The sequence below is a fragment of the Streptomyces niphimycinicus genome, assembly GCF_018883605.1.
In the GTDB taxonomy this organism is placed as follows: domain Bacteria; phylum Actinomycetota; class Actinomycetes; order Streptomycetales; family Streptomycetaceae; genus Streptomyces; species Streptomyces niphimycinicus.
Map to the genome: position 1 here is coordinate 1 of NZ_JAHLEM010000154.1, position 17612 is coordinate 17612.

Annotated in this window: 18 protein-coding genes; 10 read left to right on the forward strand and 8 right to left on the reverse strand. The window is 70.2% G+C overall.

The window, feature by feature from the left end; all coding sequences use genetic code 11:
- Positions 1-1157, forward strand: a 1157-nt coding sequence (locus KN815_RS15240; protein ID WP_216342475.1) for an alpha/beta fold hydrolase, incomplete at its 5' end; no start/stop codon positions are given.
- Between the two features lie 48 nt (positions 1158-1205).
- Here the strand turns inward: KN815_RS15240 and KN815_RS15245 are convergent.
- Entirely contained in the window at positions 1206-1913 is a 708-nt protein-coding gene (locus KN815_RS15245) for a TetR/AcrR family transcriptional regulator (RefSeq protein WP_216342476.1), read from the reverse strand.
- A gap of 92 nt (positions 1914-2005) precedes the next feature.
- On the opposite strand from KN815_RS15245, the gene KN815_RS15250 reads away from it, so the two are divergent.
- A complete protein-coding gene (locus tag KN815_RS15250) occupies positions 2006-2809 on the forward strand; it encodes an SDR family NAD(P)-dependent oxidoreductase (RefSeq protein WP_216342477.1) in 804 nt (267 codons plus the stop codon).
- A 158-nt stretch (positions 2810-2967) separates the two neighbouring features.
- Here KN815_RS15250 and KN815_RS15255 read toward each other — a convergent pair whose 3' ends face one another.
- Positions 2968-3183 (reverse strand): hypothetical protein, encoded by a 216-nt coding sequence (locus tag KN815_RS15255; RefSeq protein WP_216342478.1) that lies wholly within the window; start codon positions 3181-3183, stop codon positions 2968-2970.
- Positions 3183-3503 (reverse strand): hypothetical protein, encoded by a 321-nt coding sequence (locus KN815_RS15260; protein WP_216342479.1) that lies wholly within the window; start codon positions 3501-3503, stop codon positions 3183-3185. The genes KN815_RS15255 and KN815_RS15260 overlap by 1 nt, the downstream gene beginning before the upstream one ends.
- A 215-nt stretch (positions 3504-3718) precedes the next feature.
- On the opposite strand from KN815_RS15260, the gene KN815_RS15265 reads away from it, so the two are divergent.
- Together KN815_RS15265 and KN815_RS15270 are read left to right on the forward strand one after the other, a co-directional pair.
- A complete protein-coding gene (locus KN815_RS15265) occupies positions 3719-4552 on the forward strand; it encodes a helix-turn-helix domain-containing protein (RefSeq protein ID WP_216342480.1) in 834 nt (277 codons plus the stop codon).
- Positions 4549-4758 carry a DUF397 domain-containing protein gene (locus tag KN815_RS15270; RefSeq protein WP_216342481.1) on the forward strand — a complete coding sequence of 70 codons (210 nt, stop codon included), beginning with the start codon at positions 4549-4551 and terminating at the stop codon, positions 4756-4758. Before KN815_RS15265 ends, KN815_RS15270 begins: the two co-directional genes overlap by 4 nt.
- Positions 4759-4894: 136 nt before the next feature.
- Here the strand turns inward: KN815_RS15270 and KN815_RS15275 are convergent, their stop codons facing one another.
- Positions 4895-6271 (reverse strand): NsdA family TPR-like regulatory protein, encoded by a 1377-nt coding sequence (locus tag KN815_RS15275; protein WP_216342482.1) that lies wholly within the window; start codon positions 6269-6271, stop codon positions 4895-4897.
- Positions 6272-6409: 138 nt separating this feature from the next.
- Here KN815_RS15275 and KN815_RS51535 point away from each other — a divergent pair, with 138 nt between their 5' ends.
- The 4 genes from KN815_RS51535 (at position 6410) to KN815_RS50350 (ending at position 10547) form a co-directional block, all read left to right on the forward strand.
- Entirely contained in the window at positions 6410-6532 is a 123-nt protein-coding gene (locus KN815_RS51535) for a hypothetical protein (RefSeq protein ID WP_301184584.1), read from the forward strand.
- Positions 6533-6636: 104 nt separating this feature from the next.
- Positions 6637-8217, forward strand: coding sequence for an asparagine synthase-related protein (locus KN815_RS15280; protein ID WP_216342483.1), 1581 nt, complete (start codon positions 6637-6639; stop codon positions 8215-8217).
- A gap of 67 nt (positions 8218-8284) precedes the next feature.
- Positions 8285-10174, forward strand: a complete 1890-nt coding sequence (locus tag KN815_RS15285; protein WP_253208992.1) for an ABC transporter ATP-binding protein — start codon at positions 8285-8287, stop codon at positions 10172-10174.
- A gap of 190 nt (positions 10175-10364) precedes the next feature.
- Positions 10365-10547, forward strand: a complete 183-nt coding sequence (locus KN815_RS50350; RefSeq protein ID WP_253208995.1) for a DUF6087 family protein — start codon at positions 10365-10367, stop codon at positions 10545-10547.
- 70 nt (positions 10548-10617) lie between these two features.
- Here the strand turns inward: KN815_RS50350 and KN815_RS15295 are convergent, their stop codons facing one another.
- Genes KN815_RS15295 through KN815_RS15305 form a run of 3 tightly spaced genes read right to left on the reverse strand, consistent with a single transcriptional unit; the run spans position 10618 to position 14036 of the window.
- On the reverse strand, positions 10618-11556 hold the full coding sequence (locus KN815_RS15295) for an ACP S-malonyltransferase (RefSeq protein ID WP_216342486.1): 939 nt from the start codon (positions 11554-11556) through the stop codon (positions 10618-10620).
- Positions 11557-11589: 33 nt separating this feature from the next.
- The gene (locus KN815_RS50355) at positions 11590-13017 is read right to left on the reverse strand and encodes an ABC transporter permease (RefSeq protein ID WP_253208993.1); all 1428 of its coding nucleotides are present in this window, start codon (positions 13015-13017) and stop codon (positions 11590-11592) included.
- On the reverse strand, positions 13014-14036 hold the full coding sequence (locus KN815_RS15305) for an ABC transporter ATP-binding protein (protein ID WP_216342487.1): 1023 nt from the start codon (positions 14034-14036) through the stop codon (positions 13014-13016). The genes KN815_RS50355 and KN815_RS15305 overlap by 4 nt, the downstream gene beginning before the upstream one ends.
- A 385-nt stretch (positions 14037-14421) precedes the next feature.
- Here KN815_RS15305 and KN815_RS15310 point away from each other — a divergent pair, with 385 nt between their 5' ends.
- Together KN815_RS15310 and KN815_RS15315 are read left to right on the forward strand one after the other, a co-directional pair.
- Positions 14422-15027, forward strand: coding sequence for a thioesterase II family protein (locus KN815_RS15310; protein WP_253208994.1), 606 nt, complete (start codon positions 14422-14424; stop codon positions 15025-15027).
- 69 nt (positions 15028-15096) lie between these two features.
- On the forward strand, positions 15097-16506 hold the full coding sequence (locus KN815_RS15315; protein WP_216342489.1) for a class I adenylate-forming enzyme family protein: 1410 nt from the start codon (positions 15097-15099) through the stop codon (positions 16504-16506).
- Positions 16507-16575: 69 nt separating this feature from the next.
- On the opposite strand, the gene KN815_RS15320 is transcribed toward KN815_RS15315, so the two are convergent.
- Positions 16576-17612, reverse strand: a 1037-nt coding sequence (locus tag KN815_RS15320; protein WP_216342490.1) for a flavin monoamine oxidase family protein, incomplete at its 5' end; no start/stop codon positions are given.

A 17612-nucleotide genomic window follows, 5' to 3' on the forward strand; every position in this document is an offset into this window, starting at 1 on the left:
CCTCGCTGGCGCGGCGGCTGGCCGGGCTGGCCGAGGCGGAGCGCGAGAAGGCCGTGCTGGACCTGGTCCGCGGCCAGGCCGCCGCGGTCCTCGGCTTCCCGGACGCGGAGGCGGTGGGGGCCACGCGTGGCTTCCTGGAGCAGGGCTTCGACTCGCTGACCGCCGTGGAGCTGCGCAACCGGCTGAACGCCGCGAGCGGGCTGCGGCTGGCCCCGACGCTGCTGTTCGACCACCCGACGCCCGAGCTGGTCGCCCGGCAGTTGCTGGCGCAGTTGGCCGGTTCGGTGGCCGCCGAGGGTGGCGCGGTCTCGGACGCGGCGCGCGCGGAGGCGGCGGGCGCGGAGCCGTCGGCCGTGTTCGGCGCGATGATGCGGGAGGCCGGACAGCTCGGCAAGCAGGAGGAGTTCACCCGGCTGCTGATGGATGTCTCGCGGTTCCGGCCCTCGTTCGCGAGCGCCGCCGAGCTGGACAAGGCGCCCGCGCTGGTGCGGCTGTCGCGCGGGGAGACCGGGCCCGCGCTGGTGTGCTTCTCCTCGATCCTGTCGATCGGCGGTCCGCACCAGTACGCGCGGTTCGCCGCCGGATTCCGCGGCCACCGGGACGTGTGGGCGCTGGGCAACCCCGGCTTCGTCGCCGGGGAGCGGCTCCCGGCCAACCCGGAGGCGGTGATCGAGGCGCAGGCCGAGGCGGTGCTGCGGGAGACCGACGGGGCGCCGTTCGTGCTGCTCGGCCACTCCTCGGGCGGGCTGCTCGCCCATGAGGTGGCCGCGCGGCTGGAGAGCACCGGGGTCTTCCCGGACGCGGTCGTCCTGCTCGACATCTACTCGCACGACCGGGACGCGGCCGTGGCCCTCCAGCCCGGGCTGAGCGCCGGGATGGACGAGCGCAGCGCCGGCCAGGTGCCGGTGGACGACACCCGGCTGCTGGCCATGGGCGCGTACTTCCGGCTGTTCGGCCAGTGGCGGCCCAAGGAGGTCAAGACGCCGACGCTGCTGGTCCGGGCCGGGGAGCGGCTCTTCGACTGGTCCCGCGACGGCGACTGGCGGTCGTACTGGCAACTGCCGCACACCGCGCTCGATGTGCCGGGGAACCACTTCACGATGATGGAGGAGCACGCCGGGACGACGGCACGGGCCGTGGCCGACTGGCTGTCTTGACCTCGACCCACCGGTCGGCTTCTGACTCTACGGGCGTGGGTGCCGCCGTCAGACCCCGTCCGTCCGGTGCGGTCCGGTCAGGTCCATTCGTGGGGCCGGTGGGAGCGGGCCGGGGCGGGACGGGGGATGGGCCTGGAAAGACTGGAAGAGATAGGTGAGGAGGCGGCGGGCGGCGGGCAGCGCGGTTTCGGGGGGTTGGCCGGCCAGGCCGCTCACCGCCAGGAGGAGCAGGGGGATGTCGGCGGTGTCGAAATCCTCGCGGAGCTGCCCGGCGTCGATGGCGCGTTGGACCAGGTGGGTCAGGCCCGCCTCGGCGCAGGCCCGTTCGCGGCCGTAGTCCAGCGTCTCAGGGAAGCCGGTCATGAACACGGTGTCGAAGCCCCGGTCGGTCACCAGCGTGGTGCACACCTTTTCCAGGAGGGTGTAGAGGCCGTGTCCGGGGTTGGGGTCGGCCAGTGCCTCTTCGAAGACGGTCGCGCACTCGCCGAGCTGGTCGTCGAAGGCGGCGGCGAGGAGTGCGGAGCGGGTGGGGAAACGGCGGTAGAGGGTGGCGACGCCGACGCCGGCCCGGCGGGCCACCGTGCTCACGGGTGCGTCGGTGCCCTGGGCCGCGAAGACCTCGCGTGCGGCTTTCAGGACGCGTTCGCGGTTGCGGCGGGCGTCGGGGCGCAGGTCGGCGGGACGCCTGTCGACGGCCGTTCCCAGGGGCGCTGCGGAGGCGGGATCGTCTGTGTTGTGAGAGATCTCGTCAGGCATGTTTCTCACTTGCCGGTCAGGTGGACGGTGCCGTCCGCTTACGTGGTTGCGTGAGTTAACCAAGTCTATCGGCCTCCAGCCCGAGGAGAATCATGCAGGACCTGTCCCGTCTGTCCGGTACCACGGCACTGATCACGGGGGCGTCGGGCGGCATAGGCGCCGAGTTCGCCGCCAGGCTCGCCCAGCGCGGTGCGGACCTCGTCCTCGTGGCCCGATCGGGCGACAAACTGGAGGCGCTCGCCTCGTCTCTGCGCTCCGCACACGGCGTGCGCGTGCTGACGGAGAAGCTGGACCTGTCCGAGCCCGGGGCGCCGGGGGCAATGTTCGAGTGGACCGTCGAGCAGGGGGTAGAGGTCGGTTTCCTCGTCAACAACGCGGGCGGCGGGGTCGGCGGGGCAGCGGCGAAAGCCGATCCGGCGGGCGTCGCGGCGATGGTGAACCTGAACGGGCAAGCCCTGGTGGAAAGCACGATCCGCTTCCTGCCGGGCATGGTCTCACGTGGCCGTGGAACGATCGTGAACGTCACGAGTGCTTCCGCGTTCCTGCCCACGCCGTACCTGGCCGCCTACGCCGGGAGCAAGGCGATGGCGCAGTCATTCACACTGGCGGTCGGTGCCGAGGTCGCCGACGCGGGCGTCCGGGTGCTGGCGGTCTCCCCAGGAGTGACCGTCACAGGGCAGAAGTCCGAGGACATTCTGCCCACAATGGCGAAAATTGGCGGACTGCGGAAGCCGGAGCAAGTCGTCACCACCACTTTCCGCGCCCTGGGCTCGCGCAAGGCGTCGGTGGTCGACGGCCGCCGCAACGCGCTGTTCGCCCGCCTGGTCCAGCGCCTGCCGGATCGGGCGGCCCGCGAGCTGGGACGCCGGATGACGACGAGGCTCACCGGCTTTTGAGCGACGGGACACGCGCCGATTGAGAACCGAACGGGGCCGGGGCGGCCTGTGGAGCTGTGGCCCCGGTCATCCGCCACAGAACGCGCGGAACGTCCGGAGCCGGGACCGTTCACCCCCGGACCGCGCACGAGATCGGGGGCACGGGGCGGACGGCAGTCTCAGGGCCGCTTGAATCGGTCGGGGTTGTTGTGGTCGCGATGGCGGGGGCACTGGCATGGCGGCCACGCTTGCCCCAGTGAGTAGGCGTCGCCCTTCTGCCCGTCGAGGACGGCCACGATCGCGCGTCGGGTGGTGACGATCCCGTTGTGCGCCATGGTGTAGACGCGCATCGTCATCTTCGGCAGTCCGTCCCGGTCAGGCCGGTTGTCGGCCATCAGCGGTCCTCCTCTCCCGCTACGGGGGCGAGGAGTTGGAGCAGGCTGCGCAGGCTCCGTTTCACCATGCCGAGGTGGTAGGTCAGTTCTTCGGGTGTGGCGCCGGCCAGGTCGAGGGTTTCGGCTCCCGTGAGCGTCTGTCCGGCGACGATCAGGACGGCCTGTTCGAGGCCATCGCGGGTAGGTTTTCCGGCCGCGACGCACGCGGGGCACAGGCCCGAACGCGGCTCGGTGGGGTTGTGGGGCCCGAAGTCGCCGGGGGTGGCGCACAGCGGGCACCCGGGAGAGAGGACGGGGGTGGCCCGTCCGTCGGCGCTCACCGGATCACCAACCTCCAAGCGGTTGAGGGTCACGCCCCCGGACCGGTCGGACGGTCGCGGGGGTCTTGCATCTGGCACGCCTGGCGGGTTCGTGGTCTCGTCGGCCACCGACCACTCCTCTCCGTAGTGACTCCACTACCAAGCGAGTTCAGCGTGGCCTACTGAGGAGACCTGTTCAACGTGTCAGCGCAGGATGGAAGGCTCGGGAACGGCCTGTGAACAAGAACGAGTTGAATCCGGACGCCTCGCCCGAGGCGGCCTACGGGGCGCGTCTACGGAGGCTGCGGGAGGCTCGCGGCTGGACTCAAGAGGACCTTGCCACACGTGCGGAATATTCCAGTGTGCATGTTTCAGCCGTCGAAAATGGTCGGAAACCTCCTACCCTCCGCTTCTCGCGCAGCGCGGACCGCGCCTTCGGCATCGAGGGTGAGGACACCTTTGAGCGCCAGTTCCGCGAGATCCGCCACGGCAGCCTGCTGGAGGGGTTCCCGGAGTTCGTCGACTATGAGGGGCGCGCAGCGGAGATCCGGCTGTACGAAGTGGGCGTCATCCCGGGACTTCTCCAGACGCCGGACTACGCGGCCGTGCTGGCGGACAGCGCCCTCAAACGGGGAGCGATCACGGCCGAGCAGGCACATGAGCGGGTGACGCTCGTCGCGGAGCGGCAGACCGCGCTTGTCCGGACGCCCCCGCCGCTGATCTCTGCGGTGCTGGACGAAAGCTGTCTGCGTCGGCCCGTCGGTGAACCCGCCATCATGAACGCCCAGTTGGAGCAACTGATCGAGTTCGCCGAGCTGCCGAACACCGTGCTCCAGGTCGCTCCGTTCGCCATGGGGGCTCGCCGTCCGTTCGACCTGCCGGTCTACATCCTCACAATGTCGGACCGGTCGCTCCTGTCGTATGCCGAGTCCGCCCAGCGGGGGCATCTGGAACGGGACGGCAGGTTCGTCCTGCCCATGCTGGCGGCCTACCATCAGCTACAGGCCGAAGCCTGCTCACAGGCGGAATCCGTGGCCATGGTCAACCAGTTGCGGAAGGGCACTCCATGACGACCGAATCCCCCCGTTGGTTCAAGTCCTCGTACAGCAACAACGGCGGCGCCTGCATAGAGGTCGCCGCCAACCTCGTCGCCTCGCGCGGCGTGGTCCCCGTCCGTGACAGCAAGGACCCGCACGGCCCGGCGCTCATGTTCGAGCCGACCGCCTGGTCGTCGTTCGTCTCTGCCGTCAGGCACGGGGAGTTCCCCACCACCTGACCCCTCCGGCAACCAGCCACCGAAGCGATCGGCCCCCGGACCGGGGGCCGTCGTCGTGTCGGCACGCTGCCGCGCCGCCTCCGTCCGGCGACGCTCCGTCCGCCGCCCACCAGGGTTGGCCGACGCGATATGCGGCTCAGCGGTGGTGGTCGAGAAAGACGCGGGCTCGCTCGTCGAGCTCGGCCGCGGCCCGCACCCCGCGCGCCCGGTAGGGGCGGAGGTCGGAGCGCAGGGAGCGGATGGCCTTGAGGGTGCGGGTGGACTTCACCCCGGTCATGGTGTCGATCGCGCGGCCCCAAGTGGTACACGCCTGCTCGATGCTGCCTTGTTTGGCCTGCTGCTCGGCCTGGGCGACCAGGTCAAGGGCGATGATCCGCGCGTATGTCGTCCCCGGTCGGCTCGCCGCTGCGGTCGCGTACTGCCGGGCGGCGTTTGTCCGGTCGCCGAGGGTCTCGAACACCTTGGCCGTACGGGAGTGGACGGTGGCCGCCGGCGGTCCCCACACCAACGCCCAGAACGGCACGTCGCCCTCGGCCCCGGCTTCCAGTGCGGTCTTGGCGCGTTGGACGTCGGCGATGGCCGCCTGGCGCTGGCCGGTCTTGGCGAGGGCGTGCGCGCGGGTGACGGCGAACAGCGCCTCGACCTGGGCATCGACCCGGCCTTTTGCGCGGTCCCAGCCGGTCTCGGCCAGGGCCAGGCAGTGCTCGGGCCGGTGCAGCTTCATGCCCTGTTGCGACATTGTTCGCATCACGAATCCGTCCTGCCCGGGGACGCCGGAGGTGCGCGCGAGCGCAAGTGACTGGAGGTAGTACCGCTGTGCGAGGCCCTGTTCTCCGCTGTCGTAGGCTTTCCAACCACATAGGTGAGCTGCTGCCGAGACGACGGACAGGGCCTCGGCGCGGACTTCGTCGCTGGCGAACCGGCCCCGGCACAGCGCTGCGATGTCGGTGATGAGGTACTGCACGAACGCCGAGCGGCCGTGTTGTCCGCCGTGGCGCTCGTCCGTGTCCATGAAGAATTTGACCATGTTGCGTACCGCGGCGACGTCGGCGTGCCCGGCGACCGCGCCGCCGCTGATGGTGCGGGTGCGGGCGGCGGCTTCCTGGACGGTCTGAAGCGGGAGCGTCGCCGCAGCCATGGAGTAGGCGGAGGCGGCGAGGAAACGGCGTCTGTTCACGTCTGCCCTCCCGATAGCGGTCAGCGTCTCGATGGGATCGAAGTCCAGCGTCAGCCCGATGCTGTCATCTTCACTACCGGGTGGGGAACCAAGTCCGAGCTCGTCACGGGTGATTCTGCGGCCCAGTCGGCGGGAGAGCGCCTCGGCGAGGTACCCGGGCGTCGCCCCGGACGGTTCGGTGCCCAGAACCCAGTGGTGGACGGCCGACTTGTTCGTCCCCAGGTGCTGGGCGCTCTCTGACGCGACAGCGCGTACGGCGCGGGCAATGCCGTCGTACGACAGCCCGGACTCGTCGATCAGTGCTTTGAGCTGGTGGTTCGGTGTGCGCTGGGTCATGGGGTCCTGCCCTCCATATACCCGATATACGGCTCCGCGCGCTCGACACAGTACCCGTCAACTGCCTCGCGAAGTTAACTGATTGAGCAAGCCCGGTGACACACCGTCCACCGGGATGTGGTCGAGTGAGAGAGGTTCGTGATGAAGCGTCTGTGGGAGTCGGTGTTCGCGGGGCCGGTGATCACCGCCGTGCCGGGAGACACCGCCCGCTACAGGGAAAAGCCACAGGAATCCTCTGACCAGGGCCGGTTCGAGGACTGATCCGGCCGCACCGTCCAGTACCACCAGCGTCACCGGGGCCCGCGCCTGGCCGAGAGCCGCGCGGGCCCCGTCGTGTCTCGCCCCGAAGAGAAGGGAGAAGAAGGATGTTGACGTGTTCGGTCGACCTGCGCAGCAGCGGTGCGGGGTTATGGGAATGGCGTGGTGAGGGAGAGGGCTGGGGACGCGGCGCCGATCGCGTCCGCCCGCTGGACCACCCGGCGCTGGAAGCGCGGGCGGTCACCGACGGCAGCGCGACGCTGCTGGTCGTACGGGAGAAGGCCGCGGACCGCCCCTCGCTGTTGCGCTCGATCTCCCCGGCCCGCATCGATGCCGCGGTCTACGGCCGCGTGCTGGAGGAGTGCCAGGAGTGGCCGCTGCAAAGCGTCTGGATCGAAGCGGGCCCGCGCGGGCTGCGGTTGCAGACCGGGCTCGGTGGGGTCTGCCCGGTCTACCTCGCCTGCGACGACGGGCGGCTGACCGGCTCGTGGCAGCTCATGGACCTGCGCGAGCACCTCTCCCCGGAGGCTCTGGAGGAGAAGGAGGTGATGCGGTTGCTGACCGGTCACCCCCGCTACGGCCACGACACCCTGTTCACCGGCGTCAAACGGCTCTCTGAACGGTCCACCGCCTACGCGGACGCCGTCGGCCTGCGCCTGGTCTACCCGGCCGCCGCCGAGCACGCCCAGCCCTCCGAGCTGGCGGAAGGCACCGACGAGCGGGCCCTGGTCGAAGCGTTCGAGGCCCTGACCGACCACGTCCACGCCAAGCGACCCATCATGCCGGAGCGGACCGCCGCCCAGTTGTCCGGAGGCATGGACTCCACCAACCTGGCCATCTCCCTCGCACTCGCCCACCCCGGGACGATCACCTCGTGTGCCCTGCTCATCGGCGGCCAGGCGGGGCCTCAGCAGGAAGCACGACGCCGGGCGGTCATCGAGTCCACCGGCTTCGCTGCCGACGTAACGGTGCCGGCCGCCGACCATCCGGCGCTGTCCCCGGGCGGCCTGCGCCGGGCGCGGGCGGAGGCGATCAGCCCGCTGGACGAGCCGCACCTGGAAGCGGCCGATGCCCTCGCTCAGGCCCTGCGTGCCCGGGACATCCACACCGTGGTGGCCGGGTTCGGCGGCGACGAAGTCGCCCGCGTCCGCCACCCCGCCGGGGGGCCGGTCCTCACCCCGGTCGTACCGACCTGGTGCGGCGAGCGGGTCCGCGACCTGCTGGGCGAGGTGAACACCGGGATCGCCCCGGCCACTGTGGCGCCGGAAACCGCACTGATCGCCCTGGAGGTCGCCACCCCGCTCCTGGCGAGGCGCGGCCTGTGGGCCCTGGCCCCGTTCACCGATCCGGAGCTGGTGCGCTTCGGCCAGCGCCTGCCGGTGGAGTGGAAGGCCGACAAGCGCCTCCTGCACCGACGGCTCGCCGCCCGCAGCCTGCCCGAGCAGGTGGTCAACCCGCCGCTACGGGAGAACTTCGGCCACGTGATGAACACCGCCGTGCACGCCAACGCCACCGGGCTGCTGCGCGGCTGGGGCAAGGAACTCCACCTCATCGAGCAGGGATTCATTGACGCCGTCCAGCTTGCCGAGACTGTCGAGCGGGCCGCCATCTCGCCGCAGGAGGCGGCGCCGTACCGTACGGGACTGTTCCTGATCAGCGCGGTCGAGCTGGCCCTGCGGGCGCTGTAGACGGCTCCTCCACCGGGTAGGCGACTTCGGCGCAATCGGCCCCGCCCGCCCCGCTGATCCCGCAAGGATGGGGCGGGTGACCCACTCCTCACCCGCCCCGGAAACCCTCACCGCCTCGCCGCAGCAGGTCGGCTACCGTCCCGACCCGCACGCCGAGGACATCGCGCATGCCACCTGGTGGCGCATGGCCGCCCGCCTCCCGCGCACCCTCGCCGCCGCCGTACGCCTGGGCTGGACCGCTGACCGGGCCGCGATGCTGTGGCTGGGCCTGTGCCAGCTCGTCGTGGCCGCCTCCGCGGCCGTCGCCCTCGCGGCCCTGCCCGGGGCGATGAACCACCTCTTCAACGGTGGGGACGTCGCCGAGCGCATCACGGCCGCGGCTCCCGCGCTCATCGTCGCCGCCGTGGCGACCGCGGCGCGGGCCGGGGCGGACGCGCTCGCCGTCTACGCCGCCACCCGCCTCGCGCCCGAGGTCGCCACTGAAGCCGACATGCAGATTCTCACCGCCGCCCCCCAGGTCGAGCTGGAGGCGTACGACCGGCCCGGCTTCACCGACCGCCTCCAGGCCGCCGGCAAAGGAGCCGAAGCGACCGAGGACCTGGTCGGCGACGCACAGGCCATGATCTCCGCCCTCGCCCAGCTCGCCGCCGCGGCCTCGGTGCTCACCGTGCTGCACCCCCTGCTGCTGCCCCTGCTCCTGCTGGCCGTCGTGCCCAAGGGCGCCGCCGCGGTGACCACCGCCCGCATCCAGCACCGCGCCGACTTCCAGAACGTCTCGGACAACCACCTGCGTTACCTGCTGCGCTACTACTCCACCGACCGCCGCACCGCCGCCGAGGTCCGCGCCGCCACCATGTCCGGCTTCCTGCACACCTGGTACCGGCAGATCACCGACCGGATCAAGGCCACCCACCGCGCGGCAGCCCCGAAGGTGCTGCGGGTGACCCTGGCCGGCTCCGCCGTCAGCGGGCTGATGCTCGGCCTCACCTGGGCCGCACTCGGATGGCTCGCCGCGACCGGGCGGATGGACCTCGCCGTCGCCGCGACCGCCGTGGTGGCCGTACGCACCTCGGCCGGGGCGCTGACCTCGCTGGTGATGGCCGCCGCCCGCATGTTCCGCACCTCGCTGTACCTGGAGGACTGGCAGAGCTTCCTGCGCCACGCGAAGGCCCTGCGCGCCGAACGCGGCACCAAGACGCTCCCGGCCGGGGCTCCGACCGTGATCGAGGCGAAGGACGTCACGTACGCCTACCCGGGTGCCGGCGTCCCCGCGGTCGACGGCGTGAGCCTCACCTTGCGCCAGGGCGAACTGATCGCGCTGGTCGGCGAGAACGGCTCGGGCAAGACCACCCTCTCCCGCCTCCTCACCGGCCTGTACCTGCCCAACTCGGGATCGGTCACCTGGGACGGGACCAACCTGGCCGAGGCCGACCCGTCCGGCGTGTGGAACCGGGTCGGGCTGGTGCCGCAGGACTACACCCGCTGGCCCATGGACCTGCGCGCCAACATCCACCTCGGCCAGCCCCGCGCCGCCGACGACGCCCCGCTGCTCGAGGCCGCCCGCGCGGCCGGTGCGGACAGCGTCATCGACAAGGCCCCCTTCGGACTCGACACGCTTGTCGCGAGCTCCAACTGGGGCGGCACCGACCTCTCCGGCGGACAATGGCAGCGCATCGCCGTAGCCAGGGCCTTCTACAGGCATACCGCCGTGCTGATGCTGGACGAGCCCACGTCCGCGATGGATCCGCGGGCCGAGCACCTGGTCATCGGCAGGTTCAAGCAACTCGCCGAGGGCAAGGCAGCCCTCTTCGTGACCCACAACCTGGACAACGCCCGTGTCGCGGACCGCATCATCGTCCTCGACGGCGGCCGGATCGTGGAGTCGGGGACCTTCGACTCACTGCTCGACGCGTCCGGATTGTTTGCTGAGCTGTACAAACTTGCTCAAGATCGGTGAGAACCGGTGGTCAGCCCGCTGAGATGCGGTCGTGCTCAGCGGCGAACTTCGACGACAGCCGCGGCCTGAGACCATCGGAATCATGGGCAAGCACCGCCGACCCGGGCCACCGAACCAGCCGTCCCGCGTCACCGCGCAGGTCGACCCTCACGATCCGCTCGCTGCGTACGCCAAGAGGCGGCGTGCGCCCATGGACCAATACCGGCGCCACCGCCCGCTTCATGGTGGTGGCGGCCACCTCCGCCCCAGCGAAGTGAGGGTTCTGGAAGAGTGGACCGGTTTCGCGTACGAGCCAGTCGGCATCGCTCCCGACCTCGCTGCGGCGCAGGCGTGGGTGCATGATCTCGATCCCGGCGCACCACCGGACCCATGAGCACCCGCGCGGCCCGGCCCCGATGGAGCGGGCCGCGCCGCGCTGCGTGTTAGTGACGCCTACACCGTTTTCAGCGCTTGCGCGCGGGCCGTGAGCGCTTGCCCGGGCCCACCGTCACCACCTCGAAGTTGGACTTGGTGCGGTCCAGCCGGTGGAAGAGGTTGTCCGGCCCGGTGATGTACATCTTCGACACCCCGGCGCCCTTGAGCGTGTCCACCACCTTCGGCCAGTGGATCGGCAGGTCGAAGGTGTCCAGAAGCATCGTGCGCAGCGCGTCGGCCGTGGTCACGATGGTGCCGTCCTGGTCGGTGACCACGGGCAGCTTGGGGTCGAGGATGTCGTACTTCGGCAGGATCTCCTCGGCGGCCCGGCGCCGCAGCTCCGCGAACGCGGGCGCGTGCACCGCCGGGACCATGGTGTACATGGAGTAGCCGCCGGCCTGGCTGATCGCCTTCTTGAACCCCTCCAGCTCCTGCTCGCGCAGCGAGACCATGAAGAAGCCGTCGTCGAGATAGCCGGAGTAGTCGTACCACTCACCGCGCTCGCCGAGCTCGGTGAGGATCTCCGTCAGCTTCTCCTGCGGAGTGCGGACGAAGGTGTGGGTGACCGCGTCCTGGTGCTCCTCGGCGAAGTACGCGTGCTCACAGCGGGCCAGCTCCGCGGTGAGCCGCACCACCTCGGGGAACGGCAGCGAACTGACGTACGCCGCGGCCGCCTTCTGCCCGAAGCTGGGGCCCACGCACAGGTCGGGGACCAGTCCGTGCTCCTGCTCCGCGCGGTCCGCCGAGGCCATCGAGTTCACCAGGAAGGCGATCTGGGTGGCCTCGGAGTAGTCGTCCTCGGAGTCGCGGAGCCGGTCGAAGACCGAGTAGCCCAGCGCCTCGTCGGCCTCGGCGAGCCGCTTGCGGGCGAACGGGTCGAGCGTCAGGAACCTGCCCACCTCGGAGAAGCCGGAGGGCCCCATACCGGGGAAGACGATGGCCGTCTTCGTCTGCTCGGATGCCGTCATGATGTGGTGCCTTACTCTCGATCCTGCCGTCGCTCAGTCCTGCGCCCGGCGGTTGAAGCCTCGGATGCCGATGGTCCCGAAGATCAGGATCGCCGCTCCGATCGCGGAGAAGCAGATCCACAGCGGGATCGACTCCGGCACCTTGGGCCCGGGTTCCAGCAGCAGTCCGCGCATCGCCTCGGTGACGTAGGTCAGCGGGTTGAAGGAGCACAGGATCTGGAACCAGCGGACGCTCTCCAGGCTCCGCCACGGGAACTGCGTGGCCCCGGTGAACATGATCGGGGTGAGCGTCATGGCGAAGACGATGGAGATATGACGCGCGGGCGCCAGGGTGCCCAGGGTCAGGCCGACACAGCCGCCGACCAGTCCGCCCAGGCTCAGGATGCCCAGCGTCACCGGCATCTTCTCCAGCGGCCAGGAGACGTCGTCCAGCAGCGCCAGACCGATCGGGATCATGACCAGGGAGCCGATCAGACCGCGCATCGCGCCGAAGACCGCCTTCTCCACCGCCACCAGGGAGACCGGGATGGGGGCGAGCAATCGGTCCTCGATCTCCTTGGTCCAGGAGAAGTCGATGGCCAGCGGCAGCGCGGTGTTCTGGAGGGCGACCAGGAAGCTGTTGAGCGCCACCACACCGGGCAGCAGCACCTGCTGGAAGCCCGGCTGGGTGAAGCCGATCTCGCCGAGCACCTTGCCGAAGACGAACAGCATGAAGAACGGTTCCACGATGACCTGGCCCAGGAACGGGCCCATCTCGCGGCCGGTGACGAAGATGTCCCGCCACAGGATGAAGAAGAACGTCCGCCACCGGTTGGCGCGGCGCCGGTGGCGCCCGGCGCGGCGCTTGGCGTCGGGTAGTTCGAGTTCGAGTTCGGGCTGCGGCTCGGGCTCGGGCTCCACGAGCGGCGAACGGGCGTCGGCCGCCGCGATGATGGCGTTCAGCGCCGCCTTCGCGTCCTGAGCGGCCTGGGTCGCCGACGGGGCCGGTATCGGCTTTATGACGAGCGTCAGGGTGTCCCCGATGTCGCCGCCGCCGTGCGGGGCGCCCATGCCCCTGGCCTCGTGGTGCCGGTGCTCCTGCGGCCGGCTCTGCTGCTGCCGGGGGTCGGGCTGCCGGATCTCCGGCGCCTTGCTCTCGTGTGTGACCGGCGTGTTCGGGCCGGCCTTCTGCACCTCGGCGCCCGGACGCGGGGCCGCCGGCTTGGACCGGACGAGCACGGTCCTGGTGTCCTCGAAGCCGTCGTCCTCGGGGGACTTGGACTCCGTGGCCCGCGGGTCGGTGATGCCGTTCCCGTCCGGCCTGGCAGCGGGGGTCCTGGGGTCGGCGGGCCGGTGCTCACCGCCCCTGGCGGCGCCGCCCTGGTGCGCGGGTCCCCCGGCGCCGGCCGCGGGCTTCTCCTCCGCGGCCCTGCCACCCGTGGTCCCGCCCGTCGATGACGTGGGTCGAGAGGAGGAGCTCATCGCATCTCCTTCCCCGTCAGGTCGACAAAGACGTCTTCCAGGCTCGCCTTGCTCACATTCAGGTCCTTGATTTCGCAGCCGGTGTCGGTCAGGGCCTTGATGACCGTGGGCAGAAGTACGGAGGACGACGCGTTGCTGTAGACCTTCATCCGGAAGGTGCCGTCGTCGGCCCCGGCCCCGCCCATGGCTGCGGCCATCTCGTCCGCGGCGCTGAGCACCTCGACCCGCTCGGCGACCCCGAGGCCCTGCACCATGTGGACCACGCCGTTCATCCCGCTGTGCGGCGGGCGCACCGAGACGGTCAGCGCGGTGTTGCTCATCCGGCTGGTCAGTGCCTCGGGGGTGTCCAGGGCGAGCAGCTTGCCGTGGTCGACGATGCCGATCCGGTCACACAGCTTGGAGGCTTCCTCCATGTCGTGGGTGGTGATGACCACCGTGACGCCACGGGTCTTCAGTTCGGCGACCCGGTCGCGTACGAAGATCTGTGACTGCGGGTCGAGGCCGGTGGCCGGCTCGTCCAGGAACAGCACCCGGGGGCGGTGCATCAGCGCCCGCGCGATCATCACGCGCTGTGCCTGACCACCGGAGACCTGGTCCGCCCGGGCCTTGGCGTGGTCGCCGAGGCCGACCCACTCCAGGCTCTCGTCCGCCAGGCGGTTGCGCTCCGAGCGGGGGAGACCGTGGTAGCCGGCGTGGAAGGTCAGGTTCTGGCGGATCGTGAGTGACCGGTCCAGGTTGTTGCGCTGCGGCACGATGGCGAAGGACTGCCGCGCCACCGCCGGCCTGCGCACCACGTCGACGCCCTGCACGAAGGCACGCCCGCCGGTGGGGGCGACACGGGTGGTCAGGATGCCGATGGTGGTGGTCTTGCCCGCTCCGTTGGGTCCGAGGAAGCCGAAGACCTCACCGTGCCTGACGGTGAAGCTGAGATTGTCGACAGCCGGAACGGGCCGGCCGGGATACTTCTTGATCAAGCCGTCGACAACGACGGCGAAGTCAATAGGGCGTGTTGTGTTCATCGCTGTCGTCGCACCGATTTAATTGGCTTGAGGAGAACATTACTTTCCTCTTGTTTAACACGACCACTTGACTCCCGACCCCTGACTGCCTGGAGATTAGGGGGTGGTGGCGCGGGTGAGGGGGCCTTAGGGGGCGCCTGCTGTGTCCCGCTGTGTCCCGGGCCACGCCGGGATGGCGTGGTACCCGCATATAGCGCGTACCGCGAATAGCGGTTACTAGGGGTTGTGGGTCAGGAGACGGGCTCATAACCTCACGGAGTCAGCATCTCGGACGAGCGTGGTCGACGCGCCCCACCATCGCACTCGTACCCGGCCCCTCAGTGCAATCGCGGGGATGTACTCCTTGAGCCAGATCAAGCCCGATGATGTGGGCCTTATTCGGATATTGCAAACGGAAACCCCGAGTAGTTTCCGGCTGATCTGTTTCCCGGAATCCGCCCACTCCACCGCGTACTACCTCTCGCTGTCCGAGCTTCTGCTGCCCACCGTCGAGGTGTTGGCGATCCAGTACCCCCTGTACGTGGGCGTCGACGACGATGAGCGGCTGACCGATTCGGCCGACCTCGCGGACCGGATCTTCGGTGCGCTGGGGGAGTGGATGGACCGCCCGCTGGCCTTCTTCGGCCACCGGGCCGGCGCCGACCTCGCCTACCGCGTCGCCGAGCGCCTGGAACGGGAGACCGGGACGGCGCTGCTGACCCTGTTCGTATCCGGCCGCACCGCGCACTGGGGCATGTCCCTGGGGCCCCCGGAGCTCGGCTGCCGGATCGTCGCCCTCGCCGGTGAGGGCGACCCCAAGACCCCGCTGCGCGGCGTACGGGCCTGGCGGCGGCGTACGAGCGGACGATTCGACCTCGAGGTGTTTCCCGGCGCCCGCTACTACCTCGACTCGAGCCGGAGAGAGGTCGTCAACCTGGTGCATGACCAGTTGCTCTCGCATGTCCCCGGCGATGCCGAGTGGGAGACCGGCTTCGAAGACCAGGGAGCCTAGGGGGACCCGCCCAGGGCTGCCCGTATCTCCTGAGCGAACTCCTGAGCGAAAAGGAAAAGAGTACGTTCGATGACCGCGAAGATCTACGCGCTCGACTCGGTGCAGACCCTGGCCGACTTCGAGCTGGACGCGCTGCGCGTCGCCGATGTGATCCGCGAGCACGGGGTGACCCACGGCGACCGCGTCATCTTCAAGGCGGGAAACTCCGCCGCCTATGTGAGTGTGCTGTTCGCGCTCATGCACGTGGGAGCCTCCATCGTGCTGATCGACCAGCAGGAGCACCCGGACGAGACCCGGCGGATCGCCCGGCGCACCGGCGCCGCGATCGCCTTCGTGGACGACGACGCCCCGATCCACGCCGATATCCGTACGGTGAACCTCTACGAACTGATCGCCCCGGCCGCCGGGCGCCCGCTCACCACCCGGGAGCTGTCCTTCGACGCCTGGGCCGACCGCCGCGACGGCCTGATCATGTGGACCTCAGGCTCTACCGGCGAGCCCAAGGGCGCCGTCAAGTCCGGCCGTAAATTCCTCACCAACCTGGAGCGCAACGCCGCCCAGGTCGGGCACCGGCCGGACGACGTACTGCTGCCGCTGCTGCCCTTCGCCCACCAGTACGGGCTGTCCATGGTCCTCATCGCCTGGCTCACCCGCTGCTCGCTGGTGATCGCCCCGTACAAGCGCCTGGACCGGGCCGTGCAGATGGCCGGACGGACCGGCGCCACGGTGATCGACGCCACCCCGTCCAGTTACCGCACCATGCTCAACCTGGTCGGCCGCAAGCCGTCGCTGCGGGCGCAGTTGGAAGGCGTCCGGATGTTCTGCTCGGGCGCCGCGCCGCTCGACGGCGCGCTCTCCGAGCGCTATGTGGCCGAGTTCGGCCTGTCGTTGCTGGACAGCTACGGCAGCACCGAGCTGGGCAACATAGCCTTCGCCACCCTGGAGAACCCGGTCTCCTGCGGCCGGGCCATGGAGGGCATCAAGCTGCGCGTCATCGACGAGGACGGCCACCCGGCCGCCCCCGGCGAGGCCGGTGAGATCGAGGTCGACACCCCCGACGCGCTCGAGGGCCATCTCGCCGAGGACGGCACCATCGACGCCGTGCCCACCGGCTGGCAGACCACCGGCGACCTCGGCTACCTCGACGCCGACGACAACCTGTTCGTCCTCGGGCGGAAGTTCGCGGTGCACCGCTCCGGCTACACGCTCCACCCCGAGCTGATCGAGCGGAAGGCCGCCCTCGCCGAGATCTCCACCCGGATCGTGCCGCTCCCCGACGAGCGCCGGGCCGGCGACACCCAGTTGGTCTTCTTCGTGGAGGACGACGAGCTGCGGGACGCCAAGCACTGGCGGGAGCGGCTCTGCGAGGTGCTGCCGCTGTATGAACAGCCCAACCGCGTCGAGGTGCTGGAGAGCTTCCCGCTCAACCGCAACGGCAAGCCGGACAAGCGCCGGCTCGAGCAGATCGCCCAGGGCTGAGACATGACAGGGGGAGCCGGCGGCGCGCGTCGGCTCCCCCTGTGTGCTGGATATGTACGGCAGTGGCGGTCAGTCGTACGGAAGCTCCAGCGGCGCGAAGTCGTCGAAGAGATCACCGGGGCCCGGATTGTCCGGATGCGTGGTGCCGCCGAGGTGGTGGAGGACTCCCCACACCGCGTTCAGCGCCGTGGTCACCGCTCCCTCGGCGAACCCGGCCGTCCAGGAGACATCGTCCCCGCACAGGAAGAAGCCCTGCTGCGCCGGGTCCATCCCGTCCTGCATGAACTGGGTGAACAGCCGCCGCTGATAGCGGTAGTGGCCGGGCAGATTGTTCTTGAAGGCCCCCATGAAGCGGGGCTCGGTCTCCCAGGTGACGGTGAGCGGCCCCGCGATGATGTGCGACCGGATGTCCACATCCGGATAGATCGCGGCCAGCTTGGTCAGCAGCGTCTCCAGCCGCTCCTCGGCCGAGAGCGTGGCGACCTTCAGCGAGTCGTCGTTCCAGGTGTACGACAGGCACATCACCCCGGGCCGGTCGGGCCCGTCGTCGAACAGATAGACCCCGCGCGGCATCCGGTCGGTGAGCGTCATGCTCATCACGTCGTGGCCGGTCGCCGGGTCGGCGTCGCGCCAGAACGGCCGGTCGACCAGGACGAACAGCTTGGACGCGCCCATGTAGTGGGTGCGCTCGACGGCCGTCCACAGCGGAGTGGACAGCAGCGACGGATCGCAGTCGACCCGGTTCAGCAGCGTCCACACATGCGGGCTGTAGACCACCGCGGGGAACTCGCGCTCCTCGCCGCTCTCATCCGTCACCCGCACGCCGTCGGCGGTCCGCCGCAGCCGGGTGACCGCGGGGCGGGGCCGGCCGCCGTGCAGCGACGCCAGCGAAGTGCCCCGCGGCCAGTGGGCGAGGTTCTCCGGCTGGTGCTCCCACAGCCCGTTCGGCACCTGCGAGGAGCCGCCGACTATGCCCACCTGGTTGTCGTCGGCCTCGGTGACCACGACGCGCAGGATCTCCAGCACCGAGTTGGGGAAGTCGGTGTCCCAGCCGCCGGTGCCGAAGCCCACCTGGCCGAAGATCTCCCGGTGGCGGAACGACTGGA

Bases quoted from the DNA above. Each gene is read 5' to 3' on its own strand.
- KN815_RS15245 (WP_216342476.1), bottom strand. From the start codon at position 1,913: ATGCCTGACGAGATCTCTCACAACACAGACGATCCCGCCTCCGCAGCG.
- KN815_RS15250 (WP_216342477.1), top strand. From the start codon at position 2,006: ATGCAGGACCTGTCCCGTCTGTCCGGTACCACGGCACTGATCACGGGG.
- KN815_RS15255 (WP_216342478.1), bottom strand. From the start codon at position 3,183: ATGGCCGACAACCGGCCTGACCGGGACGGACTGCCGAAGATGACGATG.
- KN815_RS15270 (WP_216342481.1), top strand. From the start codon at position 4,549: ATGACGACCGAATCCCCCCGTTGGTTCAAGTCCTCGTACAGCAACAAC.
- KN815_RS15275 (WP_216342482.1), bottom strand. From the start codon at position 6,271: ATGACCCAGCGCACACCGAACCACCAGCTCAAAGCACTGATCGACGAG.
- KN815_RS15280 (WP_216342483.1), top strand. From the start codon at position 6,637: ATGTTGACGTGTTCGGTCGACCTGCGCAGCAGCGGTGCGGGGTTATGG.
- KN815_RS15285 (WP_253208992.1), top strand. From the start codon at position 8,285: ATGGGGCGGGTGACCCACTCCTCACCCGCCCCGGAAACCCTCACCGCC.
- KN815_RS50350 (WP_253208995.1), top strand. From the start codon at position 10,365: ATGGACCAATACCGGCGCCACCGCCCGCTTCATGGTGGTGGCGGCCAC.
- KN815_RS15295 (WP_216342486.1), bottom strand. From the start codon at position 11,556: ATGACGGCATCCGAGCAGACGAAGACGGCCATCGTCTTCCCCGGTATG.
- KN815_RS50355 (WP_253208993.1), bottom strand. From the start codon at position 13,017: ATGAGCTCCTCCTCTCGACCCACGTCATCGACGGGCGGGACCACGGGT.
- KN815_RS15305 (WP_216342487.1), bottom strand. From the start codon at position 14,036: ATGAACACAACACGCCCTATTGACTTCGCCGTCGTTGTCGACGGCTTG.
- KN815_RS15315 (WP_216342489.1), top strand. From the start codon at position 15,097: ATGACCGCGAAGATCTACGCGCTCGACTCGGTGCAGACCCTGGCCGAC.